Annotated in this window: 18 protein-coding genes; 15 read left to right on the forward strand and 3 right to left on the reverse strand. The window is 68.7% G+C overall.

What is annotated here, in order from left to right:
- Positions 1 to 126 precede the first annotated feature (126 nt).
- The 11 genes from dapB (at position 127) to LDO11_RS08165 (ending at position 16,407) form a co-directional block, all read left to right on the forward strand.
- Positions 127 to 846 (forward strand): 4-hydroxy-tetrahydrodipicolinate reductase, encoded by a 720-nt coding sequence (gene dapB, locus LDO11_RS08115; protein WP_232141072.1) that lies wholly within the window; start codon positions 127 to 129, stop codon positions 844 to 846.
- Positions 847 to 1,087: 241 nt separating this feature from the next.
- A complete protein-coding gene (gene carA, locus LDO11_RS08120; RefSeq protein WP_232141073.1) occupies positions 1,088 to 2,224 on the forward strand; it encodes a glutamine-hydrolyzing carbamoyl-phosphate synthase small subunit in 1,137 nt (378 codons plus the stop codon).
- A gap of 1 nt (position 2,225) precedes the next feature.
- Entirely contained in the window at positions 2,226 to 5,474 is a 3,249-nt protein-coding gene (carB, locus tag LDO11_RS08125) for a carbamoyl-phosphate synthase large subunit (RefSeq protein WP_232141074.1), read from the forward strand.
- On the forward strand, positions 5,471 to 5,944 hold the full coding sequence (gene greA / locus LDO11_RS08130) for a transcription elongation factor GreA (RefSeq protein WP_232141075.1): 474 nt from the start codon (positions 5,471 to 5,473) through the stop codon (positions 5,942 to 5,944). Before carB ends, greA begins: the two co-directional genes overlap by 4 nt.
- A 40-nt stretch (positions 5,945 to 5,984) precedes the next feature.
- Positions 5,985 to 6,929 (forward strand): phosphoglycerate mutase, encoded by a 945-nt coding sequence (locus LDO11_RS08135; RefSeq protein ID WP_232141076.1) that lies wholly within the window; start codon positions 5,985 to 5,987, stop codon positions 6,927 to 6,929.
- Positions 6,926 to 8,653 carry a single-stranded-DNA-specific exonuclease RecJ gene (recJ, locus tag LDO11_RS08140; RefSeq protein ID WP_232141077.1) on the forward strand — a complete coding sequence of 576 codons (1,728 nt, stop codon included), beginning with the start codon at positions 6,926 to 6,928 and terminating at the stop codon, positions 8,651 to 8,653. The genes LDO11_RS08135 and recJ overlap by 4 nt, the downstream gene beginning before the upstream one ends.
- Positions 8,654 to 8,754: 101 nt before the next feature.
- Positions 8,755 to 10,092 carry a hypothetical protein gene (locus LDO11_RS08145; protein ID WP_232141078.1) on the forward strand — a complete coding sequence of 446 codons (1,338 nt, stop codon included), beginning with the start codon at positions 8,755 to 8,757 and terminating at the stop codon, positions 10,090 to 10,092.
- Positions 10,093 to 10,220: 128 nt separating this feature from the next.
- A protein-coding gene (gene prfB, locus LDO11_RS08150; protein WP_129135931.1) for a peptide chain release factor 2 occupies positions 10,221 to 11,349 on the forward strand; the annotation gives its coding sequence in 2 pieces (ribosomal slippage) (positions 10,221 to 10,295 and positions 10,297 to 11,349; 1,128 coding nt in all).
- A 180-nt stretch (positions 11,350 to 11,529) separates the two neighbouring features.
- Positions 11,530 to 13,059 carry a lysine--tRNA ligase gene (gene lysS / locus LDO11_RS08155; RefSeq protein ID WP_232141079.1) on the forward strand — a complete coding sequence of 510 codons (1,530 nt, stop codon included), beginning with the start codon at positions 11,530 to 11,532 and terminating at the stop codon, positions 13,057 to 13,059.
- A gap of 101 nt (positions 13,060 to 13,160) precedes the next feature.
- Entirely contained in the window at positions 13,161 to 14,237 is a 1,077-nt protein-coding gene (locus LDO11_RS08160; protein ID WP_435574624.1) for an HD domain-containing phosphohydrolase, read from the forward strand.
- Between the two features lie 7 nt (positions 14,238 to 14,244).
- Positions 14,245 to 16,407 (forward strand): ATP-binding protein, encoded by a 2,163-nt coding sequence (locus LDO11_RS08165; RefSeq protein ID WP_232141080.1) that lies wholly within the window; start codon positions 14,245 to 14,247, stop codon positions 16,405 to 16,407.
- 10 nt (positions 16,408 to 16,417) lie between these two features.
- On the opposite strand, the gene LDO11_RS08170 is transcribed toward LDO11_RS08165, so the two are convergent.
- Both LDO11_RS08170 and LDO11_RS08175 read right to left on the reverse strand, forming a co-directional pair.
- A complete protein-coding gene (locus tag LDO11_RS08170) occupies positions 16,418 to 17,287 on the reverse strand; it encodes a crotonase/enoyl-CoA hydratase family protein (protein ID WP_206733407.1) in 870 nt (289 codons plus the stop codon).
- Positions 17,288 to 17,515: 228 nt separating this feature from the next.
- On the reverse strand, positions 17,516 to 19,201 hold the full coding sequence (locus LDO11_RS08175) for a long-chain fatty acid--CoA ligase (RefSeq protein WP_232141081.1): 1,686 nt from the start codon (positions 19,199 to 19,201) through the stop codon (positions 17,516 to 17,518).
- Between the two features lie 167 nt (positions 19,202 to 19,368).
- On the opposite strand from LDO11_RS08175, the gene LDO11_RS08180 reads away from it, so the two are divergent.
- Positions 19,369 to 19,833, forward strand: a complete 465-nt coding sequence (locus tag LDO11_RS08180; protein WP_232141082.1) for a nuclear transport factor 2 family protein — start codon at positions 19,369 to 19,371, stop codon at positions 19,831 to 19,833.
- 269 nt (positions 19,834 to 20,102) lie between these two features.
- On the opposite strand, the gene acnA is transcribed toward LDO11_RS08180, so the two are convergent.
- Positions 20,103 to 22,859 (reverse strand): aconitate hydratase AcnA, encoded by a 2,757-nt coding sequence (gene acnA, locus LDO11_RS08185; RefSeq protein ID WP_232141083.1) that lies wholly within the window; start codon positions 22,857 to 22,859, stop codon positions 20,103 to 20,105.
- Positions 22,860 to 23,019: 160 nt separating this feature from the next.
- Here acnA and LDO11_RS08190 point away from each other — a divergent pair, with 160 nt between their 5' ends.
- The 3 genes from LDO11_RS08190 to acnB are packed head-to-tail and all read left to right on the forward strand — an operon-like array spanning position 23,020 to position 26,341.
- On the forward strand, positions 23,020 to 23,274 hold the full coding sequence (locus LDO11_RS08190; protein WP_129135923.1) for an AbrB/MazE/SpoVT family DNA-binding domain-containing protein: 255 nt from the start codon (positions 23,020 to 23,022) through the stop codon (positions 23,272 to 23,274).
- The gene (locus LDO11_RS08195) at positions 23,271 to 23,675 is read left to right on the forward strand and encodes a type II toxin-antitoxin system VapC family toxin (RefSeq protein WP_129135922.1); all 405 of its coding nucleotides are present in this window, start codon (positions 23,271 to 23,273) and stop codon (positions 23,673 to 23,675) included. Before LDO11_RS08190 ends, LDO11_RS08195 begins: the two co-directional genes overlap by 4 nt.
- A gap of 59 nt (positions 23,676 to 23,734) precedes the next feature.
- Positions 23,735 to 26,341 (forward strand): bifunctional aconitate hydratase 2/2-methylisocitrate dehydratase, encoded by a 2,607-nt coding sequence (gene acnB / locus LDO11_RS08200; protein WP_232141084.1) that lies wholly within the window; start codon positions 23,735 to 23,737, stop codon positions 26,339 to 26,341.
- The last annotated feature ends 607 nt before the right edge of the window (positions 26,342 to 26,948 follow it).

Here is a 26,948-nt window from a genome sequence, read left to right on the forward strand (position 1 = left end):
ACTGTCCTGTCCCAACGCCGCGGCCATCCGCGGCGTTCCCATGTGGGCCGCAGGCCCTCGCGAGGGTTGCCGTTGCCGCAGCGCTGGCGCAGCCTATGCGGCCTCCCGAGCCGGCTCCCCCGCACGATGTCGAAGCCTCCCGTCCTACTGCTGATCCACGGCGCCAATGGCCGCATGGGGCAGGCGCTGCTGCGCCTTGCCGCGGGGCGCGAGGACCTGCAGGTGGTCGCTGCGGTGTCGCGACGGGTCGAGCAGCGGGTGCAGGACGGGGTGCCACGATTCGCGTCGCGCGAGCTAGGCGGCGTGCCGGCGTTCGACGTGGCGATCGACTTCAGCCTGCCGGATGGCTTCGATGGCGTGCTGGCGCACTGCGTGTCGCGCGGCGCCGCGTTCGTGTCGGGGACCACTGGCGTGACCGACGCCCAGCTTGCCGCGCTCGACCGCGCGGCGGAGCGGATCCCTGTGTTGTGGGCGGCGAATTTCAGCCTCGGGGTGGCGGTGCTCAACCTGCTGGTCGAGCGCGCCGCGCGCGACCTCGCCGACTGGGACTGCGACATCCTCGAACTGCACCACATCCACAAGCGCGATGCGCCCTCGGGTACTGCGCTCGCGCTGGGCGCAGCGGCGGAGCAGGGCGGGGCGACGCCGCGCTATGCGAGCGTGCGCGCCGGCGACATCGTCGGCGAACACACCGTGCATTTCGCCGGCACCGGTGAGCGCATCGAGCTGGTGCACCGTGCGACCAGCCGCGACGTGTTCGCCCAGGGCGCGTTGACGGCGGCGCTGCGGATGGCCGGGCGCGCGCCCGGCCGCTATGGCATGCGCGATCTGCTGGCCGCGGGCTGAACACAACACGTGCGATAGGCCGGCGCGGACGCGCAGTGGCGCCATTCCCCTCTTCGCGATGCGCTGCGCCCGTTTCCTTTTGCCCCCCCGGCCGGTAAAATTCCCGCTCGCCTGAACCCCACCGCCCCGGACTGGCCAAGCGCCACGTCCGCGGATTTTTGCGGCCCGTCGACAGCGAACGCTCTCCGTCACTGGAGGCGGGCCTGGCGGTGCAGGATCTCCTCCACACTGGGCGACCGCCGTGACCCGACCCGCAATCCTCGTACTTGAAGACGGCACCGTCTTCGAGGGCATTTCCGCAGGCGCCGCTGGCCTGTCCGTGGGCGAGGTGGTGTTCAACACCGCCATGACCGGTTACCAGGAAGTGGTGACCGACCCGTCGTACGCGCGCCAGATCGTCACCCTGACCTACCCGCATATCGGCAACACCGGTGCGACCGACCAGGACGACGAAGCCACGCAGGTATGGTCCGCGGGCCTGATCGTGCGTGACGTCCCGCGCCGGCCCTCGAGCTGGCGCAGCCAGGTACCGCTGCCGGAGTGGCTGGCCGCGCGCGGCGTGGTCGCGATCGCCGGCATCGACACCCGCAAGCTCACGCGCATCCTGCGCGAGCGCGGTGCCCAGAACGGTGCACTGCTGGCCGGTGCTGCTTCCATCGGGCAAGCCGACGTCGAGCGTGCACTCGAGGCGGCGCGCAAGTTCCCCGGCCTCAAGGGCATGGACCTGGCGAAGGAGGTCAGCGTCGCCGAGGCCTACGCGTGGAACGAGGGCCAGTTCGATCTCGACCGCAACAACTTCACCACGCCCAAGGCCCGGTTCAAGGTCGTCGCCTACGACTTCGGCGTGAAGCGCAACATCCTGCGCCTGCTGGCCGAGGCCGGCTGCGAAGTGACCGTGGTCCCGGCGCGCACGCCTGCCGCCGACGTGCTGGCGATGCGGCCCGACGGTGTCTTCATGTCCAACGGTCCCGGCGACCCGGCACCGTGCGATTACGCGATCACCGCGATCCGCGAGTTCGTCGCCCGGCGCGTGCCGCTGTTCGGCATCTGCCTGGGCCACCAGCTGCTGGCGCTGGCCGCGGGCGGCGGCACGGTGAAGATGGCCAATGGCCACCACGGTGCCAACCACCCGGTGCAGGACCTCGATACCGGGCGGGTGATGATCACCTCGCAGAACCACGGGTTCGCGGTCGACGAATCGACACTGCCGGCCAATGTGCGCGTGACCCACCGGTCGCTGTTCGACGGCACCAACCAGGGCATCGAACTGACCGACGCACCCGCCTTCTCGTTCCAGGGCCACCCGGAGGCCTCGCCCGGCCCCCACGACGTGGCCCCGCTGTTCGACCGTTTCGTGGCGCTGATGGAGAGCCGCTGACATGCCAAAGCGCACCGATATCCAGACCATCCTCATCATCGGCGCCGGCCCGATCGTCATCGGCCAGGCCTGCGAGTTCGACTACTCCGGCGCGCAGGCGTGCAAGGCGCTGCGCGAGGAAGGCTTCCGCGTGGTGCTGGTGAACTCCAACCCGGCCACGATCATGACCGACCCCGATACGGCGGACGCGGTCTATATCGAGCCGATCAACTGGCAGACGGTCGAGAAGATCATCGAGAAGGAGCGCCCGGATGCGCTGCTGCCGACGATGGGCGGGCAGACCGCGCTCAACTGCGCGCTCGACCTCGCCGACAACGGCGTGCTGGAGAAGTACGGCGTCGAGCTGATCGGCGCGAAGCGCGAGGCCATCATGATGGCCGAGGACCGCGAGCTGTTCCGCGTGGCGATGCAGGAGATCGGCCTCGAGTGCCCGAAGGCCGCGGTCGCCAGGACCTTCGAGGAAGCCGTCGAGATCCAGGCCACGGTGGGCTACCCGACCATCATCCGCCCGAGCTTCACGCTGGGCGGCAGCGGCGGCGGCATCGCCTACAACCGCGAGGAGTTCGAGGAGATCGTCAAGCGCGGCCTCGAGCTGTCGCCGACCAGCGAAGTGCTGGTGGAAGAGTCGGTGCTGGGCTGGAAGGAGTTCGAGATGGAGGTGGTCCGCGACACCGCGGACAACTGCATCATCGTGTGCTCGATCGAGAACCTCGACCCGATGGGCGTGCACACCGGCGACTCGATCACCGTGGCCCCGGCGCAGACCCTCACCGACCGCGAATACCAGCGGCTGCGCAATGCCTCGATCGCGGTGCTGCGCAAGATCGGCGTCGATACCGGCGGCTCCAACGTGCAGTTCGGCATCAATGCGCAGACCGGCCGCGTGGTGGTGATCGAAATGAACCCGCGGGTGTCGCGCTCGTCGGCGCTGGCATCCAAGGCGACGGGCTTTCCGATCGCCAAGGTCGCGGCCAAGCTCGCGGTCGGCTACACGCTCGACGAGTTGAAGAACGAGATCACCGGCGGGAAGACGCCGGCGTCGTTCGAGCCGTCGATCGACTACGTGGTCACCAAGATCCCGCGCTTCGCGTTCGAGAAGTTCCCGCAGGCCGATGCGCGACTGACCACGCAGATGAAGTCGGTCGGCGAGGTGATGGCGATGGGTCGCACCTTCCAGGAATCGCTGCAGAAGGCGCTGCGCGGGCTGGAAACCGGCAAGGTCGGCCTCGACCCCACCGGCCTGGACCTCACCACCGAGGACGGCATGATCGCGCTGCGCCGCGAGCTCAAGGAGCCGGGCCCGGAGCGCATGTTCCACCTGGGCGATGCGTTCCGCGCCGGCATGAGCGTCGAGGACGTGCATGCGCTGTCGTTCGTCGATCCATGGTTCCTCGACCAGATCGAGGACATCATCGCCGCCGAGAAGGCGGTCGCTGCCGATGGCCTGCAGGCGCTGGATGCAGTGCGCATGCGCGAGCTCAAGCGCATGGGCTTTTCCGATGCGCGCCTGGCGCAGCTGACCGGCAGCGACGAGCAGGCGGTGCGTGCACTGCGTCGCGCGTTCGGCATCCGCCCGGTGTACAAGCGCGTCGATTCCTGCGCGGCGGAGTTCGCCACCGGCACCGCCTACCTGTACTCGACCTACGAGGACGAGTGCGAGGCCGAGCCGACGACGCGCGACAAGATCATGGTGCTCGGCGGCGGCCCCAACCGCATTGGTCAGGGCATCGAGTTCGACTACTGCTGCGTGCATGCGTCGCTGGCGCTGCGCGAGGACGGGTTCGAGACCATCATGGTCAACTGCAACCCGGAGACGGTCTCCACCGACTACGACACCTCCGACCGCCTGTACTTCGAGCCGCTGACGCTCGAGGACGTGCTGGAGATCGTCGAGGTCGAGAAGCCGAAGGGCGTGATCGTGCAGTACGGCGGGCAGACCCCGCTCAAGCTCGCGCGCGCGCTGGAAGCCAACGGCGTACCGATCATCGGTACTTCGCCGGAGTCCATCGACCTCGCCGAGGACCGCGAGCGCTTCCAGCAGCTGGTCGACGAGCTGGGCCTGAAGCAGCCGCCGAACCGCACCGCGCGCAGCGCGGAGCAGGCGCTGGTGCTGGCCCGCGAGATCGGCTATCCGCTGGTGGTGCGCCCGAGCTATGTGCTCGGCGGCCGCGCGATGGAAGTGGTGCACGCCGATGCCGACCTCGAGCGCTACATGCGCGAGGCGGTCAAGGTCTCCAATGATTCGCCGGTGCTGCTCGACCGCTTCCTCGACAATGCTGTGGAGGTGGACATCGACGTCATCGCCGATGCCGACGGCCAGGTGCTGATCGGCGGCGTGATGGAGCACATCGAGGAGGCCGGCGTGCATTCCGGCGATTCGTCCTGCTCGCTGCCGCCGTACTCGCTGTCGGCCGATACCCAGGCGCGCCTGCGCGAGCAGGTCATCGCGCTGGCACGCGCACTGAAGGTCGTCGGCCTGATGAACACCCAGTTCGCGGTGCAGACCGATGGTGAGGGCGAGGACACCATCTTCCTGCTCGAGGTCAATCCGCGTGCCTCGCGCACGGTGCCGTTCGTGTCCAAGGCGATCGGCCTGCCGCTGGCCAAGATCGCAGCGCGCTGCATGGCCGGGCGCTCGCTGGCGGAGCAGGGCGTGACCACCGAGATCGTGCCGGACTACTACTCCGTGAAGGAGGCGATCTTCCCGTTCGCCAAGTTCCAGGGCGTGGACCCGATCCTCGGGCCGGAAATGCGTTCCACCGGCGAAGTGATGGGCGTGGGCCGCAGCTTCGGCGCCGCGTTCGCGCGCGCGCAGGAGGCGGCCAGCATCAAGGCGCTGCCGGCCTCCGGCAAGGTGTTCGTCTCGGTGCGTGACCCGGACAAGGCGCGCGTGCTGCCGGTGGCGCAGGAGCTGGTGCGCCGCGGCTACAGCATCGTCGCCACGCAGGGCACCGCGAAGTGGCTCGACGACAACGGCATCGCCTGCGAGCGCATCAATAAGGTGGCCGAGGGCCGCCCGCACGTGGTCGATCTGATCAAGAACGGCGAGCTTGCGTACATCGTCAACACCACCGAGGGCAAGCAGGCGATCGCCGACTCGTTCTCGATCCGCCGCGAGGCCCTGCAGCAGCGGGTGACCTATTCGACGACGATTGCCGGCGCCCGGGCGCTGCTGCATTCTCTGGACTATCGCGGCAGCGGCCCGGTGTGGTCGCTGCAGGAACTGCACGAGGAACTGAAGACGCCATGAGAGCCCCCCTCACCGTACAGGGCGCGCAGCGCCTGCGCGCCGAACTCGAGCAGCTGAAGTCGGTGCAGCGCCCCGCGGTGATCAATGCGATCGCCGAAGCCCGCGCGCACGGCGACCTCAAGGAAAACGCCGAGTACCACGCCGCCCGCGAACAGCAGGGTTTCATCGAGGGGCGCATCAAGCAGCTCGAGGGCGAGCTGTCGCATGCGCAGGTCATCGACGTGTCCACCCTCAACGCGGGTTCGAAGATCGTGTTCGGTGCGCATGTCGAACTGGAGGACACCGACGGTGGCGAGGTCACCCGCTACCAGATCGTTGGCGACCTCGAAGCCGACATCAAGCAGGGCATGATCGCGATCTCCTCGCCGGTCGCGCGTGCGCTCATCGGCAAGCACGAGGGTGACGTGGTCACCATCCAGGCGCCGGGCGGTACGCACGAGTACGAGATCGTTTCCGTCAGCTACGGCTGAGGCGGTCCATGCGGACTCGCCACATACCGGCCAACCACTGATGGGCACCCGCGCGGGGCTGGTCCTGTTGCTGCCTGTCGGCGCCGATTTCGGTGCGCAAAGCCTGCCTGCGGACGTCGCGGCGATGCTCGGTCGCGCCGATGTCGATCGTGGCGGTGAAGCGGGCGAGGGCCTGCAACTCCAGCGGCACGTGGACGTGCTGCCGCGTGGCTGGCCGGTGGCGGCGGTGACCCGCCAGCGCGATGCCGGCGACGCCGCCGGTGCCGCGTGGCTGCGTGCCGATCCCGCGTGGATCCGTCCGGACATCAACGGCGCACGCCTGTACGGCCATGGCGATGCATTGCAGCTCGATGCCGCCGAGGCGGAGGACCTGTTGCGCCCGCTCAAGCCCCTGTTCGGTGACGCCGGCATGCCCATCGATGCGCCGGTACCGGGGCGCTGGTACCTGAGGCTGCCCGAGGGCACGCCGCTGCCGGTGTTCACGCCGCCCGACGAGGCACTCGGCACCGACTTCTTCGACCATCTGGCCGAAGGCGCGGACGCGCGTCGCTGGCGCATGCTGCTCAACGAGGCACAGATCGTCCTGCACAACCATCCGCGCAATGCCGAGCGCGCTGCGCGTGGCTTGCCGCCGGTGAACTCGCTGTGGTTCTGGGGTGGAGGGATGCTGCCGGACCGGGTCGGGATGCACGCGGCGCAGGTGCTCACCCGCGACGACGCCCTGGCGGCCATGGCGGCGGCGGCCGGTGCGCAGGTGGCCGAACCCTCCGCGTTCGCGGTGCCCGGATCCGACGCGCTGGTGGACCTGCGCAGCGCACGCGACCTGCGCCAGCTCGCAAACGACTGGCTGGCGCCGGCACTGGACGCGCTGCGCACCGGCGCGATCGCGTCGTTGGTCCTCGACCTCGCGGACGGGCAACGGCTCACGGTGCGGCGCTCGCAGCGCTGGCGCGTGTGGCGCCGGCCGCGCACCTCGTTGTCATGACTCCCTTGCGCAGGATCCGCCGCCGCGCCGCGGGCACGAGCGGTGCATGGCCCGATCACGTGCTGCCACTGCTGCGCCGGGTGTATGCGGCTCGCGGTGTCGCCGATTTCGCTGCCGCGCGCCCGCGCCTGGTCGACCTGCATACACCCGACACCCTGACCGGCATTACCGAGGCCGCGCGCCTGCTGGCCGACGCAATCGCCGCAGGGCGGCGGATCGTGGTGGTCGGTGACTTCGATTGCGACGGTGCCACCGCGTGCGCGGTGGCGGTGCGCGGCTTGCGCATGCTGGGCGCGCGCGAGGTGCTGCATGCGGTGCCGAACCGCATCGTCCACGGCTACGGCCTGTCGCCCGGTCTGGTCGATGAGCTCGCGGCGCTCGGGCCGGAGCTGCTGGTCACCGTCGACCACGGCATTGCCTGCCATGCCGGGATTGCCGCGGCCAAGGCCCGCGGCTGGCAGGTGCTGGTGACCGACCACCACCTGCCGGGACCGACGTTGCCCGCGGCCGACGTCATCGTCGACCCGAACCTGCCCGGCGACATGTTCCCGTCGAAGACGCTGGCGGGCGTCGGCGTGATCTTCTACGTGCTGCTGGCGCTGCGCGGCGTGCTGCGTGCGCGCGGCGCGTTCGTGGATGCCGGGCCGGACCTGCGCGTGCTGCTGGATCTGGTCGCGGTCGGCACCGTCGCCGACCTGGTGGCGCTGGATGCCAACAACCGGGCGCTGGTGGCCGCCGGCCTGCAGCGGCTGCGCGCAGGCCAGGGCTGTGCCGGGCTGCAGGCGCTGGCGCGGGTGGCGGGGCGCGAGGTGTCGCGGCTGACCGCCGCCGACATCGGCTATGCGATCGGCCCGCGGCTCAATGCCGCCGGCCGGCTGGAGGACATGTCGATCGGCATCGAGTGCCTGCTCACCGACGATGCGGCCCGCGCGCGCGAGCTCGCCCAGCTGCTGGACCGCATCAATGCCGAACGCCGCGGTGTCCAGCAGACCATGGTGGACGAGGCCGAGGCGGCGCTGACCGGTCGCGCGCTCGACAGCGTCGTCAGCGCGGGCGATCCCGCGGTGGTCCTGTTCGACCCCGAGTGGCATCCCGGCGTGGTCGGGCTGGTGGCCTCGAAGCTCAAGGAACGCCTGCACCGACCGGTGGTGGCGTTCGCACCGGCGGAGCCGGGCAGCCGCCAGTTGCGAGGCTCGGCACGGTCGATTCCAGGCTTCCATATCCGCGACGCGTTGGCCGCGGTCGATGCCGCACGCCCCGGCCTGATCGGGCGCTTCGGCGGACATGCGATGGCCGCCGGGCTCAGCCTCGATCTCGATGCGCTTGCCGATTTCGAGCAGGCTTTCCGGGCGCACGCTGCCGGCGCGCTGGATGCGGCGCTGCTGCAGGCGGTGATCGACAGCGATGGCGAACTTGCCGCGCACGAATTCGACCATGCGCATGCCCAGGCGCTGCGCGATGGCGGGCCCTGGGGGCAGGCGTTCCCGGAGCCCCTGTTCGACGGCGGTTTCGAACTGCTGGATGTCCGCTGCGTCGGGCAGCGCCACCTGCGGCTGCGTCTGCGGGTGCCCGAGCGCCGCGAGCCGCTGGATGCCATCCAGTTCGGCGGCTGGGAGGCACGTCCCGACACGTCCCGCGTGCATCTCGCCTACCGGCTCGCCCCGGACGACTACCGGGGCAACGGCGCCGTGCAGCTGGTGGTGGAACACCTCGAACCGGCCTGACGTCGCACGCACGACCGTGGCCCGGGCCGCGTGAAGGCGCATACTTCGCCTGTTCATGTCGGTGCCACCGGTGCCGGCTTCCACAGGCAGAAGGACACGGAATGATCAGGAAGGGTTTGGCACTGGCCGTCGGTATTTCGCTTTCGGGCTTCGCAGGGATGTCGGCCGCTGCCGGCCCCGCCCCCGCATCACTGGCGGTCGGCCAGCAGGTGCGCGGAGAGATCACCACCGCCGATGCGCTGAACTGGCGCGACGGCACCCGCAGCAAGCTGTACTCGATCAGCCTGACACCGGGGCAGGGCGTCGAGTTCGCGGTGGACGGGCCGCTGCGCGCACAGCTGACGCTGTTCTCCGACAACCAGCTGCTGCAGACATCGTCATCGGAGCGCGAGGCCACCAGCATGTCGGTGCGGGCTCCCGAAGCCGGGCGCTACCTGCTGGCGGTGAGCGGCCGCGACGCATCGTCCTACGGGCCCTACACGCTGCGGGTTTCGCCGCTGGTGCTCTACGACGGCAGCGAGATCCACGCCGGCGCGACGATCACCGACTGGGCCGACAGCGCCCGTCGCATCCCGCTCGTCATCGAGCGCGATGCGGTGTACGCGGTGCGCATGGATTCCGAGGAGTTCGACACACTGCTGAAGCTGGAAGGCAACGGCGTATCGCTGTCCAACGATGACGCCGAAGGCAGCAATTCGCTGGTGACCGCGCGGCTGGCGCCGGGCCGCTATACGGTGATCGCGGACGGCTACGGCGGCTCGATCCAGGGCCAGTACCGGTTGGCGGTGAGCGAGCGGCAACTGCCGGCCGGCGTCACCCTGGCCAGCGACGGCGTGCTGCAGCCCGGCACCGACGTCACCGCGCTGCACCAGGGTGCGCAGGTGGCCTACCGCCTGCAGGTGCCGTCGCGCCAGCTGGCCACGGTCACCATGCGCAGCAGCGAACTCGACTCCATGCTCGCGCTCGAAGGCGAGACCGTGCTGCTGCACGACGACGACTCCGGTGGCGGCCTCGACGCACGCATCGTCTCGGTGCTCGAGCCCGGCGAGTACAGCGTGCGTGCGTCCTCCTACAACGACGGCGCAGGCCTGTTCACGCTGTCGGCGGAGTTCGCCGATGTGCCGGACGATATCGGTGGCGGCACGCTCGCCATCGGGCAGCCGCGCGACGCGCGCCTGATGGCCGGCGCCACCGACCGCTACAGCGTGCGGATTCCGCGCAACGGCAGCTATCGCATCGAGATGCAGTCGGCCGATGGCATCGACAGTCATCTGCGCCTGCTGCGCGATGGCGAGCCGGTGGCGCAGGATGACGACAGCGGCGGCGGGCTCGATGCGCGCATCGACGAGACGCTGCAGGCGGGCGACTACATCCTGGAGGCGAGCTCGGTGGTGGGCCGTTCCGAGGGGCGCTACCGCATCGGCATCCAGCGCCGCTGAGCGGGGCTGGCCGCCGCGCCCGCGGGACGCGGCGGCCAACCCGGGGCGTGCAGGCATCCAGCGCGCGGGCTGCGCCGTGCAGGACGTGCTTGATAGAATGCCGGCCTTTACCGGAAGGCGACCGCCTCATGATGGAACTCAATCCCCTCCGCCAGCGCATCGCCGACCTCCAGGGTCGGCTGGAAGCGCTGAGGGGGTTTCTTTGACTACGATGCCAAGCGCGAGCGTCTCGAGGAAGTAGAACGCGAACTCGAGGATCCGCGGATCTGGGACGATCCCGGCCGTGCACAGGCCCTGGGCCGCGAGCGCTCCCTGCTCGACAAGACCGTCAATGGCATCCGCGGCCTGCTCGAGGGTCTGGAGGGCGCCGCCGAGCTTCTGGAGATGGCCGAAGCCGAGAACGACGAGGACACCGTGCAGGCGGTGACCGCCGACGTCGAACGCTACGGCGGTGACGTGGACAAGCTGGAGTTCCAGCGCATGTTCTCCGGCGAGATGGACAACGCCAGCGCGTTCGTCGACATCCAGGCCGGTGCCGGTGGCACCGAAGCGCAGGACTGGGCGGAGATCCTGCTGCGCATGTACCTGCGCTGGGCGGAGAACCGCGGCTGGAAGACCGAACTGCTGGAGGTTTCCGGTGGCGAAGTGGCCGGCATCAAGTCGGCGACGTTCCGCGTCGAAGGTGACTTCGCCTACGGCTGGTTCAAGACCGAGACCGGCGTGCACCGGCTGGTGCGCAAGTCGCCGTTCGACTCCGACAACCGCCGCCATACCAGCTTCACCTCGGTGTTCGTGGCGCCGGAAATCGACGACAACATCGACATCGAGATCAACCCGGCCGATCTCAGGACCGACGTCTACCGTTCGTCCGGCGCCGGTGGCCAGCACGTCAACAAGACCGAGTCGGCGGTGCGCATCACCCACGTGCCGACCGGCGTGGTGGTGGCCTGCCAGACCGAGCGCAGCCAGCACGCCAACCGCGACCGTGCGATGAAGATGCTGGCCGCGCGCCTGTACGAGCTCGAGCTGCAGAAGCGCAACGCCGAAAAGGACGCGGTGGAAGCCACCAAGTCCGATGTCGGCTGGGGCAGCCAGATCCGCAACTACGTGCTCGACCAGTCGCGTATCAAGGACCTGCGCACCGGTGTGGAGCGCAGTGATACCCAGAAGGTGCTCGACGGCGATCTCGACGAATTCGTCGAGGCCAGCCTGAAGGCCGGCCTGCAGGTCGGCGCGAAACGCAGCGACGCTGCATAGGGTCACGGGCCGCGCCTGTCGCGGCCCGACATCCATATCCACCGCGGATGGACGCGGGGCAGCACGGATGAAGCCGGAAGTGCGCTGGCGCAGGTGCCGGCGTACTTTCCACGGATCACTCTCGAACCCATCTGGCTCCGCGTCCATCCGCGGCACGCGCCGGCCCCCGGAACACCCCCAATGACCGCTTCCACGCCCGAAACCCCCGCGCACGACGAGAACCACCTGATCGCCGAGCGCCGCGCCAAACTGGCCGCGTTGCGTGCGCAGGGCGTCGCGTATCCCAACGATTTCCGGCGCGCGGATTACGCGGGCGACCTGCAGGCGGAGTTCGCCGACACCGGGGCCTGGGGGGCGGAGGCGCTCGAGGCCCTGCCGCGGCGCGTGGCGATGGCCGGCCGGCTGATGGCCAAGCGGGTGATGGGGAAGGCCAGCTTCGCGCAGCTCATGGACGAGTCCGGGCGCATCCAGCTGTTCCTGCAGTCCAACACGCTGGGCGAGGCCTATGACGCGTTCAGGACGTTCGACATCGGCGACATCGTCGCCGTCGAAGGCGGGTTGACCCGCACGCGCACCGGCGAGCTGTCGGTCAAGGCGACGTCGCTGCGGCTGCTGGTGAAGTCGCTGCGCCCGCTGCCCGACAAGTGGCATGGCCTGAGTGACGTCGAGCAACGCTACCGCCAGCGCTACGTCGACCTCGTGGTGACGCCGGAAGCGCGCGAGGTGTTCGTCAAGCGCAGCCGCATCATCCGTGCGATCCGCGCGTGGCTCGACGAGCGCCGTTTCCTCGAAGTGGAAACGCCGATGATGCATTACATCCCCGGCGGTGCGACGGCGAAGCCGTTCGTGACCCACCACAACGCGCTCGACCTCGAGCTGTACCTGCGCGTGGCACCCGAGCTGTACCTGAAGCGGCTGGTGGTCGGCGGCTTCGAGCGCGTGTACGAGATCAACCGCAACTTCCGCAACGAGGGGGTGTCGACCCGGCACAACCCGGAGTTCACCATGCTCGAGCTCTACGAGGCCTATGCCACGTACGACGAGGTGATGGACCTCACCGAGGCGCTGATCCGCGAGACCGCGCGCAGCGTGCTCGGCACCACCACGGTGGAATGGGATGGCGCGGCGATCGACCTCGAACCGGCGTTCCGTCGCTGGCGCATGGACGAAGCGGTGCGCCACCACAACCCCGACATCACCGTTGCGGACTGCACCGACCGCGATGCGCTGCTGCACCATTGCGAGCGGCTGAAGATCCGCGTCAAGCCGTCGTGGGGCTGGGGCAAGCTGCTGCTGGAGATCTTCGAGGCGACCGTCGAGCACACCCTGGTGCAGCCGACCTTCATCACCGACCACCCGGTCGAGGTGTCGCCACTGGCGCGCGCCAGCGACAGCGAGCCCGGCTACACCGACCGCTTCGAGCTGTTCGTCAACGGTCGTGAGCTGGCCAATGGCTTCTCCGAGCTCAACGACCCGGAGGACCAGGCCGCGCGCTTCCAGGCGCAGCTGACGGCCAAGGAGGGGGGCGACGACGAGGCGATGCACTACGACGCCGACTACATCCGTGCGCTGGAATACGGGATGGCGCCCACGGGCGGACTGGGCGTGGGCATCGACCGGCTGGTGATGCTGCTGACCGGGGTGAATTCCATCCGCGACGTGCTGCTGTTTCCCTACATGCGGCCGGAGGCCGGCGAGGGCCGCGGCTGAACCGGCCCTCAAGTCGGCTGTGACCGGGCCGACAACGCCAGTGAACGGGACTTGCGCGGCGCGCCGCCGCGCAGCCACCATGACGCGTCGGACGGGCCGGCCTGCCAGGAGCGGATGTGAATATCGTCATCGTCGACGACCAGACCTCGGCCCGCACCATGTTGCGGCACATCCTCGAGGACATCGGTCCCGAGCTCGAAGTGCGCGACTTCGGCGATCCGCAGATCGCGCTGCAGTGGTGCCAGGACAACCGCCCGGACCTGTTGCTGCTCGACTACCGGATGCCCGGCATCGATGGCCTGGAGTTCGCCCGGCGCTTCCGCAAGCCGCTGCTGCATCGCGACGTGCCGATCGTACTGGTGACCGTGGTCGGCGATGAGCCGCTCCGCCAGGCCGCGCTCGATGCCGGCGTCATCGACTTCCTGGTCAAGCCGGTACGTCCGCGCGAGCTGCGCGCACGCTGCCGGAACCTGCTGCAGCTGCGCCAGCATGCCGAGTCGGTGAAGCAGCGTGCGCTGTCGCTGGAGCAGCGGCTGCTGGCAACCATGCACGAGGTGGAGGAGCGCGAGCGCGAGACCCTGACCCGGCTGGCACGCGCGATCGCCTACCGCGACTCCGGCACGAGCGCGAACCTGGAGCGCGTCGCGCACCTGTCGGGGCTGATCGCCGAGGAACTCGGGCTGTACGAGGACGAGGTGCGGATGATCGAACTCGCCGCACCGCTGCACGACATCGGCAAGATCGCGATCCCCGATGCGCTGCTGCTCAAGCCCGGCGCCCTGACGCCGGAGGAGACCGCGGTGATGCAGCGCCACCCGCAGCTCGGCTACGACCTGCTGGCCGGCAGCCAGAACCGCTTCATCCAGCTCAGCGCCAAGATCGCGCTCAGCCACCAGGAACGCTGGGACGGCAGTGGCTACCCGGATGGCCTGTCGGGGGAGTCGATCCCGTTGGAAGCCAGGATCGTGGCGATCGCCGACGTGTTCGACGCGCTGATCTCCGAACGTCCGTACAAGCGTGCATGGAGCCTGCAGGAAGCGATGGACTATCTGCGCGACAACCGGGGCGTGCTGTTCGACCCGCGCTGCGTGGACGCGCTGTTGCGCCATGAGGCGCAGTTGCCCGAGATCATCCACCGCTTCGGCAAGCCTTCGCGTCCGGGACCGCACCTCCAGTAGCCCGCCCATGAACGCATACGGCTCATGGATCAGGGCGCGGCTGTCGGGTCGACCCGACAGCGAACACATGCAGGTGATGGTGCGCATCGCCATCACCTCGCTGTTCTCGGCCTACCTGGGCTGGCAGATGCGTGGCGGCCAGAGCGACCCGGCGCTGGTCCTCACCTGGCTGATCCTGCTCGGCGAGCTGGTGGTTTCGCTCGGGCTGCTGGGCGCGATCCTGGTCCACCCCGGGGCGTCGCACGTGCGGCGCTGGATCGGCATGTCCGCGGACTATTTCGCGCTGGCCGGGGTGATGTACCTGCAGGGCGAGACGGCCTCGCCGCTGTATGCGGTGTACCTGTGGGTGACCATCGGCAACGGCCTTCGCTACGGCCCCGGCTATCTGTATGCCGCCACGGTGATGGCGCTGGCGTCGTTCTTCGTGGTGATCCGTTTCACCCCGTACTGGAACGACAACCCGATGCTGTCATGGGGGTTGCTGGTGGGCGTGGCCGCGGTGCCGCTGTACTTCGGCTCGCTGCTGCGCGCGCTCACCGCCGCGATCGAGGAGGCGCGCAAGGCCAACGAGGCCAAGAGCCGCTTCCTGGCCAACATGAGCCACGAGTTCCGGACCCCGCTCAACGGCCTGTCCGGCATGTCGGAACTGCTGGCTACCACCCGGTTGGACCCCGAGCAGCGCGAATACCTCAACACGATCCAGGCATCGACGCGCTCGCTGCTGGCACTGGTGGAGGACGTGCTCGACATCTCGGCCATCGAGGCCGGCAAGCTGAAGCTGGCTTCGGAACGGTTCCAGCTGCGCGAACTGATCGACAGCATCGGCTACATGCTCGAGCCCGACGCCCGCGGCAAGGGGCTGTCCTACGTGGTCGAGATCGCCCCGGACGTGCCGCCGTACCTGGTGGGCGACATGCCGCAGCTGCGGCAGGTGCTGGTGAACCTGGTCAACAACGCCATCAAGTTCACCGATGAAGGCGAGGTGCGGGTGGACATCGCGCTGGTGCCGGGCCGGGCCACCGCCGGGCGGGTGATGGTGCGTTTCACCGTGGCCGATTCCGGGATCGGCATCGCGCCCTCGGTGCGCGCCAAGCTGTTCGAGGCCTTCGAACAGGCCGATACCAGCCTGGCGCGACGCCATGGTGGCACCGGGCTGGGCACCACCATCGCCAAGGGCCTGACCGAGGCGATGGGCGGCACCATCGGTTTCGAAAGCCGCGAGGGCGTGGGTAGCCGCTTCTGGGTGGAACTGCCGTTCGAGCCGCCGCAGGCGGTGGCCGACCCGATGCCCGGACAGAGGCCGCCAGCGCCCGACGTGGAGAACGTGATCGCCTTCAGCGATCCGTTCCTGCGTCATCGCGCGCGCGTGGCATCGATGCGGATCCTGATCGCCGACGACCACGCCGCGAACCGCCTGGTGCTGCAGAGCCTGCTGCGCAAGGCGGGCCATCGGGTGGTCGAGGTCGAGGACGGCGAGCAGGCACTGTCGGCGCTGGAGGTCGCGGACTACGACGTCGTCATCGTCGACCTGCACATGCCCGAGGTGACGGGCCTGGACATGTTGCGGCAGCTGCGGGTGATGCAGGCCGGCGGTACGCGCACGCCGGTGATCATCCTCAGCGCGGATGTCACCCCCGAATCGATCCGTGCGTGCACCGAGGCCGGCGCGCGCGCGTTCCTCGCGAAGCCGGTGGTGGCGTCGCGGCTGCTGGACGCACTGGCCGCGATCGCCAGCGGCGAACAGACGCCGGTGGATACTTCGGCCACAGCGCGCCAGTCGCCGGTGGCGCCGGGCGACGTGCTCGACACCAGCGTGCTCGACGAGATCGCCGCGCTGGGCATGGGCCAGGCATTCGAAACCAAGTTCATCGGCCAGTGCGTGGCCGATGCCGAGCGCGCGCTGGAGCAGTTCCGCGACGCCGGGGAGGCCGGCGCCTGGGACCAGCTGCGCGACCACGCCCATGCGCTCAAGGGCGTGGCCAGCAACGTGGGCATGGTCCGCGTTGCCGCGCTGAGCGGTGATGTCATGCGCCTGGCGGACTGGCAGATGGCGCCGGAATGGCGCCAGCGATTGACCCGTCTGGAAGCCGCGCTGGAGCAGGGCAGGTCGGCGCTCGCGGCACGCGGCCGTATGGCCGCGCCCCGCGAGGGGGACAGCAACACCCCCTGAGCCGCCGCCATCAGGCGGTAGCGACGTCGTTGTCCCCGTGGCGGCGGTACTGTGCGCGCACCAGCCGTTCCATGGTGCGCAGTGACTTCTCGCCGAGCCGCAGCGCGGTGTCCACCCAGACCTCGGTGATGGTCATCAGCTCCTCGACCGTCACCGGCTGGTGCATCGCGCGCACCCTGTGCATCGCCGCGCGTGCGTGCGGGATGCGCCGGTTGTTGCGGATGACCTCTTCCACGGCCCGCACACCTTCGCCGCGGGGCGCAAGCACGTCGACCAGGCCCATCCGGTACAGCTGCTCGGCGGGGTAGACATTGCCGTCGAGCATCAGCTTCTCGGCCTGGTGCGGCGCGATGCGCTTGCACAGGAAGGAGTACGCGCCCATGCCGGGGAACAGGTCGAACAGCACCTCGGGCAGGCCCATCATCGCGCCCTCCTCGGCGACGATGGTGTGGCAGCTCAGTGCGGCCTCGAAGCCGCCGCCCAGGGCATCGCCCTGCACAAGCGCGATGCTGTGCGCGCCGGCGCCCAGGCCGTCATGGAATGCGTGCACGCCGAGCACGCACTGGCGCGCATAGGACAGCAGCGTGGCGCGGTCGCCGGCGCGGATGGCGCGGCAGAACAGTTCGAGATCGCCGCCGAGGTTGAAGGCGTCCGAGTCGGAGGCCAGCACGATATGGGCGATGCCGTCGGTGGCGCTGCTGCGACGCAGGCGGTCCCCGAGGACCTGCTGGTGACTGAGGATCTCCGAAACCAGGCCGGGCCTGAAGCAGGCCCGGCCGGTGGTGCCCTGGTTGTGCATGTAGAACCAGTGGACGCCGCGGTCGGCATCCTCGGCCACGCGCAGCATGTTGAAGCGGCTGGCGGGCTGCAGGGATTCGATATTGTTCATTGGTGTGTTCCTTTGGGCATGGAAGGACGGGCTGGGCGAATCGGATGCCACCGTAAAGCCGGTGTGAAATGAATGGCGCCGATCGGCCCTTCTATGCTCCCAAAGGCGGCTGACTGCAAGCACGCGCGCGCGGTCGCATGCGCGTTGCAGTCGCGCGCAGCCAAAAAGAAAGCGCCCGTCATCGACGGGCGCTTCGTGTTGCGTGCCGCAGGGAAAACGTCAGGCGGCGGGCGCTGCCGGCTGCTCCTCCTTGAGTTCGCGGCGCAGGATCTTGCCGACGTTGGTCTTGGGCAGTTCCGTGCGGAACTCCACCTGGCGAGGCTGCTTGTAGCCGGTGAGGTGTTCGCGCGCGTGCGCCTTGATCTGGTCGGCGGTCAGCGACTGATCCTTCCTGACCACGAACACCTTGACCACCTCACCGGAGCGCTCGTCCGGCACGCCCACGGCGGCCACCTCGAGCACGCCGGGCATCATCGCGATGACGTCCTCGACCTCGTTGGGATACACGTTGAAGCCGGACACCAGGATCATGTCCTTCTTGCGGTCGACAATATAGAAGAAGCCGTTCTCGTCCATCTTCGCCATGTCGCCCGTATGCAGCCAGCCCTCGGCGTCGATGGTCTTCGCGGTTTCGTCCGGCCGTTGCCAGTAGCCCGCCATGACCTGCGGGCCGCGGATGCACAGCTCGCCGACTTCGCCCGCCGGAAGCATCGCCCCGTCCTCGCCCTTGACGCAGGCGTCGGTGGAGGGGATGGGCAGGCCGATGGAGCCGTTGTAGTCCTTGAGGTCCATCGGGTTGATGCACGCCGCCGGTGCGGTTTCGGTCAGGCCGTAGGCTTCCACCAGGGTGACGCCGGTGGTCTTCTTCCAGCGTTCGGCGACCGAGCGCTGCACCGCCATGCCGCCGCCGAGCGTGAGCCGCAGGTGGGAGAAGTCGACCTCGTCGAAGCCCGGGGTGTTGAGCAGGCCGTTGAACAGGGTGTTGACGCCGGTGATCGCGGTGAACGGTTCGCGCTTGAGCTCCTTGACGAAGCCGGGCATGTCGCGCGGGTTGGTGATCAGGATGTTCTTGGCACCGTACTTCATGAAGACGAGCCCGTTCGCCGTCAGCGCGAAGATGTGGTACAGCGGCAGCGCCGTTACGATGACTTCCTTGCCGGGGGTGGCCAGCGCGTCGATCCACGCCGAGGCCTGCTGCATGTTCGCCACCATGTTGCGGTGGGTGAGCATCGCGCCCTTGGCCACCCCGGTGGTGCCGCCGGTGTACTGCAGGAAGGCGATGTCGGTCGGATCGATCTGCACCGCGGGCAATGTGTGGCGACGGCCCAGCTTCAGAGCCTCGCGGAAACGCACTGCACCCTGGATGTTGTAGTCCGGCACCATCTTCTTGACGTGGCGGAGCACGAAATTGACGATCGCGCCCTTGGCTCCAAGCAGGTCTCCGAGACCGGTGGTGAGCACGTGGCGGATCGAGGTGCCCGCCAGCGACTTCTGCACCGTGTCGCCGAAGTTGTCGAGCACGAGGATGGCGACCGCGCCGGAGTCGACCATCTGGTGCTTGAGCTCGCGCACGGTGTACATCGGGTTGACGTTGACGACCATCAGCCCTGCGCGCAGCACGCCGAACGTGGCGATCGGGTACTGCAGGCAGTTGGGCATCATGATCGCGACGCGATCGCCGCGCTTGAGCTGCAGTTCGCCGAGCAGGTAGGCCGCGAAGTGGCGGCTGGCCTCGTCGATCTCGGCATAGGTCATCACCTTGCCCATGTTCGAGAAGGCGGGGCGGTCGCGGAAGTTCGCCATGGCCCCTTCGAGGACGGCGGGAACCGACCTGAATTCGTCAACGTCGATTTCCGCTGGCACACCGGCGGGGTATTGCGCCAGCCAAGGCCGGTCGTGGGTCATGCGTTCCTCTCCCTGTTCCGATCGGGCGGGTCAGACGGCCGCAGCTGCTGCCCGCGTGTTTACTTCTTGTCCGCTCGATTTCAGCACAGGCACTGTACCCCGGCAAGGCGGTGTGATGCCCCGCGACTGCGGATATCCTGCGACGCGACATCCGGAGGTGTGACTCGATGACATTCGCGTTGCGGCGCACAACGACGAACGCCCTGCGGTCGATCGGGCTTGTACTGAGCGGTCTGTTGGTGCTGTCGGCCTGCTCGCGTCCGCCACCGGAAGCGGCGCTGCGCGAGGCGGTGGCGGCGATGGAAGCTGCAATCGACGCGCGTGATGCGGGCGCGCTGGTCCGGCATCTCGATGACGACTTCATCGGCCCCGGTAGCATGGACCGCGACGGCGCCCGACGCACCGCGGCGCTGTATTTCCTGCAGCACGCCCGCATCGGGCTGGTCCTCGGGCCGCTGTCGATCGACCTGCAGGACGCGCGTGCGCAGGTATCGTTCACTGTCGCGGTCAGTGGTGGCAACAGCCGGTTCCTGCCGGAGAGTGGCCAGGTCCATGACGTGCGCACTGGCTGGCGGTTGCACGACGGCGAGTGGCGCATGACCAGCATCGAGTGGACGCCGAAGCTGCGTTGATCGGTAGGGCGGGTGCAGCGGATAGCGCCCTCATCCGCCCTGCGGGCACCTTCTCCCGTGGACGGGAGAAGGGACGTGCCGAGGGCCGGGCTTCCGCCCGACCCTGACCTGCGTCGCTCAGGAACGCGCCGCGAGCTGGCGAAGGACGTAGTGCAACAGGCCGCCGTGGTGGGTGAGGGCGGGCGCTTGCGAGGCATTGCCTCGCGCCCGGCCGAACGCCCTCGCGTCCCGCGAGGGCCGGGCTTCCGCCCGACCCTGACCTGCGTCGCTCAGGAACGCGCCGCGAGCTGGCGGAGGACGTAGTGCAACAGGCCGCCATGGCGGAAGTATTCCACTTCCTTCGGTGTCAGCAGAAGCACGTGTACCTCGAAGCTCACCTGGCTGCCGTCCTTGCGGGTGGCGGTGACGGTCGCGGTCCTGGCGCGGCCGTCGTCCAGTCCGGTGATGTCGATCGTCTCGGAGCCATCCAGGCCGTGCGTCTGCGCGCTCTCGTCCTTGCGGAACTGCAGCGGCAGCACGCCCATGCCGACGAGGTTGGACCGGTGGATGCGCTCGAAGCTGCGCGCGATGACCGCCTTGACGCCGAGAAGGTTGGTGCCCTTGGCCGCCCAGTCGCGCGATGAGCCGGTGCCGTACTCCTCGCCGGCGAACACCACCAGCGGCGTGCCCTCCGCCTTGTACTGCATGGCCGCATCGTAGATCGCCATCTTCTGTGGCTCGCCGCCATCGTGCGGGAAGTACAGCGTGTTGCCGCCTTCCTCGCCGCCGAACATCAGGTTCTTGATGCGGATGTTGGCGAAGGTGCCGCGCACCATGACGTCGTCGTTGCCGCGACGGCTGCCGTAGCTGTTGAAGTCCGTGGGCTGTACGCCGCGTTCCTGCAGGAAGCGCCCCGCCGGCGAATCCTGCTTGATGCTGCCGGCCGGCGAGATGTGGTCGGTGGTGATGGAATCACCGAACAGGCCCATGATCCGCGCGCCGCGGACGTCGGCGATGTCGCCCACGTCCATGGTCATGCCGTCGAAGTACGGGGGGTTCTTGATGTAGGTGGAGCCGCCGTCCCAGTCGTAGATCTCGCCGTCCGCCGATTCGATGGTGTTCCAGCGGCTGTCGCCCTTGAACACATCGGCGTAGTTCTGCTTGAACATCTCCGGGCCGATGGTGGCGGCGATCGTGTCGCCGATCTCCTTGTTGCTCGGCCAGATGTCGCGCAGGTAGACGTCGTTGCCGTCCGCATCCTTGCCCAGCGGCTCGCTGGTCAGGTCGATGTCCACGGTGCCGGCAATCGCATAGGCGACCACCAGCGGCGGCGAGGCGAGGTAGTTCATCTTCACCTCGGCGTGGATCCGGCCTTCGAAGTTGCGGTTGCCCGACAGCACCGAGGCCACGGCCAGGTCGTTCTCGGCGATGCCCTGCGACACCGCCTGCGGCAGCGGGCCGGAGTTGCCGATGCAGGTGGTGCAGCCATAGCCGACCACGTAGAAGCCGAGCTTTTCGAGGTCCGAAGTCAGGCCGGCTTTTTCCAGGTAGTCGGTCACCACGCGCGAACCCGGCCCGAGCGAAGTCTTCACCCACGGCGCGGCCTTCAGTCCCTTGGCCACCGCGTTGCGCGCCAGCAGGCCGGCGCCCAGCATCACCGCGGGGTTGGAGGTGTTGGTGCACGAGGTGATCGCGGCGATGACCACCGAGCCGTCGGTGAGCTCGTGTTCGCCGTTGTCGATGCTGATCTTCGAGACCGGCTTCGCGGCGAGCCGTGCGGCCTGCACCTGGTCGCCACCGTCCTTCTCGAAGCGGTTGACCTGCGGGTCGTGGCCACCGTTGCGCCGCGCGACCAGCGGGCCCACGTTCTCGTTGAAGTTGGCCTTGACGTTTTCCAGCAGCACACGGTCCTGCGGGCGCTTCGGGCCGGCAAGCGACGGCTTCACCTCGGCCATGTCCAGGTGCAGGGTGGCGCTGTAGCGTGCCGGCGGGGTGTCGGCGTCGTGCCACAGGCCCTGCGCGCGCGCATAGGCCTCGACCAGGGCGATGTGCTCCTCGCTGCGGCCCGACAGGCGCATATAGGTGAGCGACTCGCCATCGATCGGGAAGATGCCGCAGGTGGCGCCGTATTCGGGGGCCATGTTGCCGATGGTGGCGCGGTCGGCCAGCGGCAGGTGCTGCAGGCCGCTGCCGTAGAACTCCACGAACTTCCCGACCACGCCGTACTTGCGCAGCATCTCGGTGACGGTCAGCACCAGGTCGGTGGCGGTGGCGCCCTCCGGCAGGCGGCCGGTGAGTTCGAAGCCGACCACCTGCGGAATGAGCATCGACGACGGCTGGCCGAGCATCGCGGCCTCGGCCTCGATGCCGCCCACGCCCCAGCCGAGCACGCCGATGCCGTTGATCATCGTGGTGTGCGAGTCGGTGCCGAACACCGTGTCCGGGAACGCCCACAGCGTGCCCTCGACGTCGCGTTCCATCACCACGCGCGCGAGGTTCTCCAGATTGACCTGGTGCACGATGCCGGTATTGGGCGGCACCACCTTGAAGTTCTCGAAGGCCTTCTGGCCCCAGCGCAGGAACGCGTAGCGCTCCTTGTTGCGCTCGAATTCGATCTTGCCGTTGAGATCCAGCGCGTCGGGCCGGCCGAACACGTCCACCTGCACCGAATGGTCGATCACCAGTTCCGACGGGATCTGCGGGTTGATCTGCTCCGGGCGCCCGCCGAGGCGCTTGACCGCATCGCGCATCGCCGCGAGGTCGACCACGCAGGGCACGCCGGTGAAATCCTGCAGCACCACGCGCGCGGGCATGAAGGCGATCTCGATGTCGGGCTCGGCAGCCGGATTCCAGCGCGCCACGGCCTCGATGTGCTCCGGAGTGACCGACACGCCATCCTCGTGCCGGAGCAGGTTCTCCAGCAGGATCTTCATCGAATAGGGCAGGGTGGCGATGTCGAACCGCTCGCCCAGCTTCGGCAGGCTGGCGTAGGCGTAGGTCTTGCCGTTGACCTCGAGCTGGTCACGGGTGGAGAAGGAATCGGCCATGGCTGGGCTCCTGTGCGGATGGCGTGGCGGGCTGGCAGTCCGGCCAGTGTAGGGACCGGCGTGTCAGCGGCAGGTATTCAGTATGCGGGCCGAAGTATGTATTGCAAGGTATGTATAATGCCCGCGTACCTCAGCCGGGCCCGGTCGGGCGGGAGTCTCCATGGAAGCCACCGTTGCCGAGCGCGGCCAGATCACCCTGCCGAAGGCCGTCCGTGACGCCCTGGGGCTGACCAAGGGCACCATCCTCAAGGTCGAGCTCGAAGGCGGGCGCATCATCCTGCGCAAGAGCGTGGATGACGCCGTGTCCCGCGCGCGCGGCCGTTTCCGCCTCGACGGGTTCGGCAGCACCGAGGAAGCGGTGCAGGCCCTGCGCGGTCGCGGCACGGCCTCCACGCCGGACAGCGACGCCGGATGATCGCCATCGATTCCTCCGTGCTTGTCGACCTGCTGGCCGACGGGCCGCTCGCCGATGCCGCCGAGGCAAGCCTGCGCCGCTGCCTGAGCGTCGGGCCGGTGGTGGTCTGCGAAGTGGTGCTGGCGGAGGTGTGCAGCGCCCTCAAGGACGGCGCCGAGGCGGTGGCCGTGCTCGAGGAGATGGGCGTGCGCTTCAGTGCGATCGAGGCCAAGTCCGCATTGCGGGCGGGCGAGATGCAGCGCCGCCATCGCCAGCGCGGCGGCGGGCCCGGACGCGCGGTGTCGGATTTCATGATCGGCGCGCACGCGCTGCTGCAATGCGATGGGCTGATCACCCGCGACAACCAGTTCTACCGCGACTACTTCAAGGGCCTGAAGCTGATCGTGCCCGCGGTCGAGTGACCGCGGCCGCTGCCGCGCCCGCCATCCATCTGTCCACGCACCACCGGAGTCCCCGCAAGATGTTGCAAGCCTATCGCCACCACGTGGCCGAACGCGCCGCGCTCGGCATCCCGCCGCTGCCGCTGACCGCACAGCAGACCGCCGAGGTCATCGAACTGCTGAAGAACCCGCCGGCGGGTGAGGAGCAGTTCCTGCTCGAGCTCCTTGCCCACCGCGTGCCGGCCGGCGTGGATGACGCCGCCAAGGTCAAGGCCTCGTACCTCGCCGCACTGGCGTTCGGCACCGAGACCAGTCCGCTGATCGGCCGCGAGCGTGCGACGGAACTGCTGGGCACGATGCTGGGTGGCTACAACGTGGCGCCGCTGGTGGAACTGCTGGACGACGCCGTGGTCGGCACCATCGCCGCCGGCGCGCTGAAGAACACCCTGCTGGTGTTCGATGCCTTCCATGACGTCGAAGAGAAGGCCCGCGCCGGCAATGCCAATGCGAAAGCCGTGCTGCAGAGCTGGGCCGACGCGGAATGGTTCACCGGCCGTCCGGAAGTGCCGCAGTCGCTGACCATCACCGTGTTCAAGGTGCCGGGCGAGACCAATACCGACGACCTGTCGCCTGCGCCGGATGCCACCACGCGTCCGGACATTCCGATGCACGCCCTGGCCATGCTGAAGAACAGGCGCGCCGACGCGCCGTTCGTGCCGGAGGAAGACGGCAAGCGCGGTCCGATCCAGGAAATCCTCTCGCTCAAGAACGGTACCGGTGGAAGCGGGGGCCACCTGGTCGCCTACGTTGGTGACGTGGTCGGTACCGGCTCTTCGCGCAAGTCCGCCACCAACTCGGTGCTGTGGTGGACCGGCGACGACATCCCCTACATCCCGAACAAGCGCGCCGGCGGCGTGTGCCTGGGCGGCAAGATCGCGCCGATCTTCTACAACACCATGGAAGACGCCGGTGCGCTGCCGATCGAGCTGGACGTGTCGCAGATGAACCACGGCGACGTGGTCGAGCTGCGTCCGTACGAGGGCAGGGCGCTGAAGAACGGCGAGGTGATCGCGGAGTTCCAGGTCAAGTCCGACGTGCTGTTCGACGAGGTGCGTGCCGGTGGCCGCATCCCGCTGATCATCGGCCGTGGCCTGACCGCCAAGGCACGCGAATCGCTGGGCCTGCCGGCCACCACGCTGTTCCGCCTGCCGGTGCAGCCGGCCGACACCGGTCGCGGTTTCTCGCTGGCGCAGAAGATGGTCGGCCGAGCCTGCGGCCTGCCGGAAGGCCAAGGCATGCGCCCGGGCACCTATTGCGAGCCGAAGATGACCTCGGTCGGCTCCCAGGACACCACCGGCCCGATGACCCGTGACGAGCTGAAGGACCTGGCCTGCCTGGGCTTCTCGGCCGATCTGGTGATGCAGTCGTTCTGCCATACCGCGGCCTACCCGAAGCCGGTGGACGTCAGGACCCACCACACCCTGCCGGAGTTCATCTCCACCCGCGGCGGCATCTCGCTGCGCCCGGGCGACGGCGTGATCCACAGCTGGCTCAACCGCATGCTGTTGCCCGACACCGTCGGTACCGGCGGCGACTCGCACACCCGCTTCCCGGTGGGCATCTCGTTCCCGGCGGGCTCCGGCCTGGTCGCGTTCGCCGCAGCCACCGGCGTCATGCCGCTGGACATGCCGGAGTCGGTGCTGGTGCGCTTCAAGGGTGAGATGCAGCCGGGCGTGACCCTGCGTGACCTCGTCAACGCGATCCCGTACTACGCGATCAAGCAGGGCCTGCTGACCGTGGCCAAGGCCGGCAAGAAGAACATCTTCTCCGGCCGCATCCTGGAGATCGAAGGCCTGCCGCAGCTGAAGGTGGAGCAGGCGTTCGAGCTGTCCGACGCCTCGGCCGAGCGCTCCGCCGCCGGCTGCACCGTGCGCCTGGACAAGGAGCCGATCATCGAATACCTCGCCAGCAACATCACCCTGCTGAAGTGGATGATCGCCGAAGGCTACGCCGACGCCCGCTCGCTGGCGCGCCGCATCGCCAAGATGGAAGAGTGGCTGGCCGACCCGCAGCTGCTGGAGCCGGATGCCGATGCCGAGTACGCGGCGGTGATCGAGATCGACCTGGCCGAGGTGCACGAGCCGCTGCTGGCCTGCCCGAACGATCCGGACGACGTGAAGTCGCTGTCCGACGTTGCAGGGACGAAGATCGACGAAGTATTCATCGGTTCGTGCATGACCAACATCGGCCACTTCCGTGCCGCAGCCAAGCTGCTGGAAGGCAAGCGCGACATCCCGACCCGGCTGTGGGTCGCGCCGCCGACCAAGATGGACGCGTCCGAGCTGACCAAGGAAGGCGTCTACGGCACCTTCGGCAGCGCCGGTGCGCGCATGGAGATGCCGGGCTGCTCGCTGTGCATGGGCAACCAGGCCCAGGTGCGCGAGGGCGCGACCGTGTTCTCCACCTCCACCCGCAACTTCCCGAACCGCCTGGGCCGCAACACCAACGTGTTTCTTGGTTCGGCGGAACTGGCGGCGATCTGCTCGCGCCTGGGTCGCATCCCGACCCGCGAGGAGTACATGGCCGATATCGGCGTGGTGAACGACAACGGCGCGGAAATCTACCGCTACATGAACTTCGACCAGATCGAGGAGTACCGCGAGACCGCGGAGACCGTCGCGGCCTGAGGCCACGCGCGCTAGCTGCAGACAGGAAACGCCCGGCAAATGCCGGGCGTTTCTTTTGTGTCGCGGCACTGGCCAACGATCCAGGAAGGCTTCTCCCCGACGGGAAAGGCGCTCGTTGGAAGCGCAGGCGGCTGGCCCACCACGGACGCAGGGGGATGCCCAGCCGGATATCTCCGCGTCCTGCTCCCACATCCGGCCGCCGGCCATCCGTGGCCGGCTCTGGACATCCCCCTGCGTCCGCGGCGGGCCCCGAACCGTCGTCGCGTTTCCGGAAGAGATCAACGGCGAAGAACGTCAGACCGTCGTGCCGGGGGCTTCCGGCCTGCCGCCTTTACCGTCGCTGCCGCCATGGCGCCGCTGCCGGCGTTGAGGCCGTATCGCGCCTGCCGACCTCATGCCGGAACTGCCGAACGCACGACGCGGGTATGTCAGCAGGCAACGCCGGCACAACCGCTGTTGATTTCCGTGCCGGAGCCGGCGGATGCCCAGGCCCGTCGCGTGCACCGGGGGGTGTGCTCCCAGCCGGCCATGGATGGCCGGCGGCCGGCCGTGGTAGCTGGACGCGGACTCCGGCCGGGGGAGCACACCCCCCGGTGCGCGCGACGGG

Source organism: Alterluteimonas muca, from assembly GCF_021191595.1.
In the GTDB taxonomy this organism is placed as follows: Bacteria; Pseudomonadota; Gammaproteobacteria; order Xanthomonadales; family Xanthomonadaceae; genus Luteimonas; species Luteimonas muca.

Excerpts from the sequence above, each read along its gene's own strand:
- dapB (WP_232141072.1), top strand. The coding sequence starts at position 127 with ATGTCGAAGCCTCCCGTCCTACTGCTGATCCACGGCGCCAATGGCCGC.
- carB (WP_232141074.1), top strand. The coding sequence starts at position 2,226 with ATGCCAAAGCGCACCGATATCCAGACCATCCTCATCATCGGCGCCGGC.
- greA (WP_232141075.1), top strand. The coding sequence starts at position 5,471 with ATGAGAGCCCCCCTCACCGTACAGGGCGCGCAGCGCCTGCGCGCCGAA.
- LDO11_RS08135 (WP_232141076.1), top strand. The coding sequence starts at position 5,985 with ATGGGCACCCGCGCGGGGCTGGTCCTGTTGCTGCCTGTCGGCGCCGAT.
- recJ (WP_232141077.1), top strand. The coding sequence starts at position 6,926 with ATGACTCCCTTGCGCAGGATCCGCCGCCGCGCCGCGGGCACGAGCGGT.
- LDO11_RS08145 (WP_232141078.1), top strand. The coding sequence starts at position 8,755 with ATGATCAGGAAGGGTTTGGCACTGGCCGTCGGTATTTCGCTTTCGGGC.
- lysS (WP_232141079.1), top strand. The coding sequence starts at position 11,530 with ATGACCGCTTCCACGCCCGAAACCCCCGCGCACGACGAGAACCACCTG.
- LDO11_RS08165 (WP_232141080.1), top strand. The coding sequence starts at position 14,245 with ATGAACGCATACGGCTCATGGATCAGGGCGCGGCTGTCGGGTCGACCC.
- LDO11_RS08175 (WP_232141081.1), bottom strand. The coding sequence starts at position 19,201 with ATGACCCACGACCGGCCTTGGCTGGCGCAATACCCCGCCGGTGTGCCA.
- LDO11_RS08180 (WP_232141082.1), top strand. The coding sequence starts at position 19,369 with ATGACATTCGCGTTGCGGCGCACAACGACGAACGCCCTGCGGTCGATC.
- acnA (WP_232141083.1), bottom strand. The coding sequence starts at position 22,859 with ATGGCCGATTCCTTCTCCACCCGTGACCAGCTCGAGGTCAACGGCAAG.
- LDO11_RS08190 (WP_129135923.1), top strand. The coding sequence starts at position 23,020 with ATGGAAGCCACCGTTGCCGAGCGCGGCCAGATCACCCTGCCGAAGGCC.
- LDO11_RS08195 (WP_129135922.1), top strand. The coding sequence starts at position 23,271 with ATGATCGCCATCGATTCCTCCGTGCTTGTCGACCTGCTGGCCGACGGG.
- acnB (WP_232141084.1), top strand. The coding sequence starts at position 23,735 with ATGTTGCAAGCCTATCGCCACCACGTGGCCGAACGCGCCGCGCTCGGC.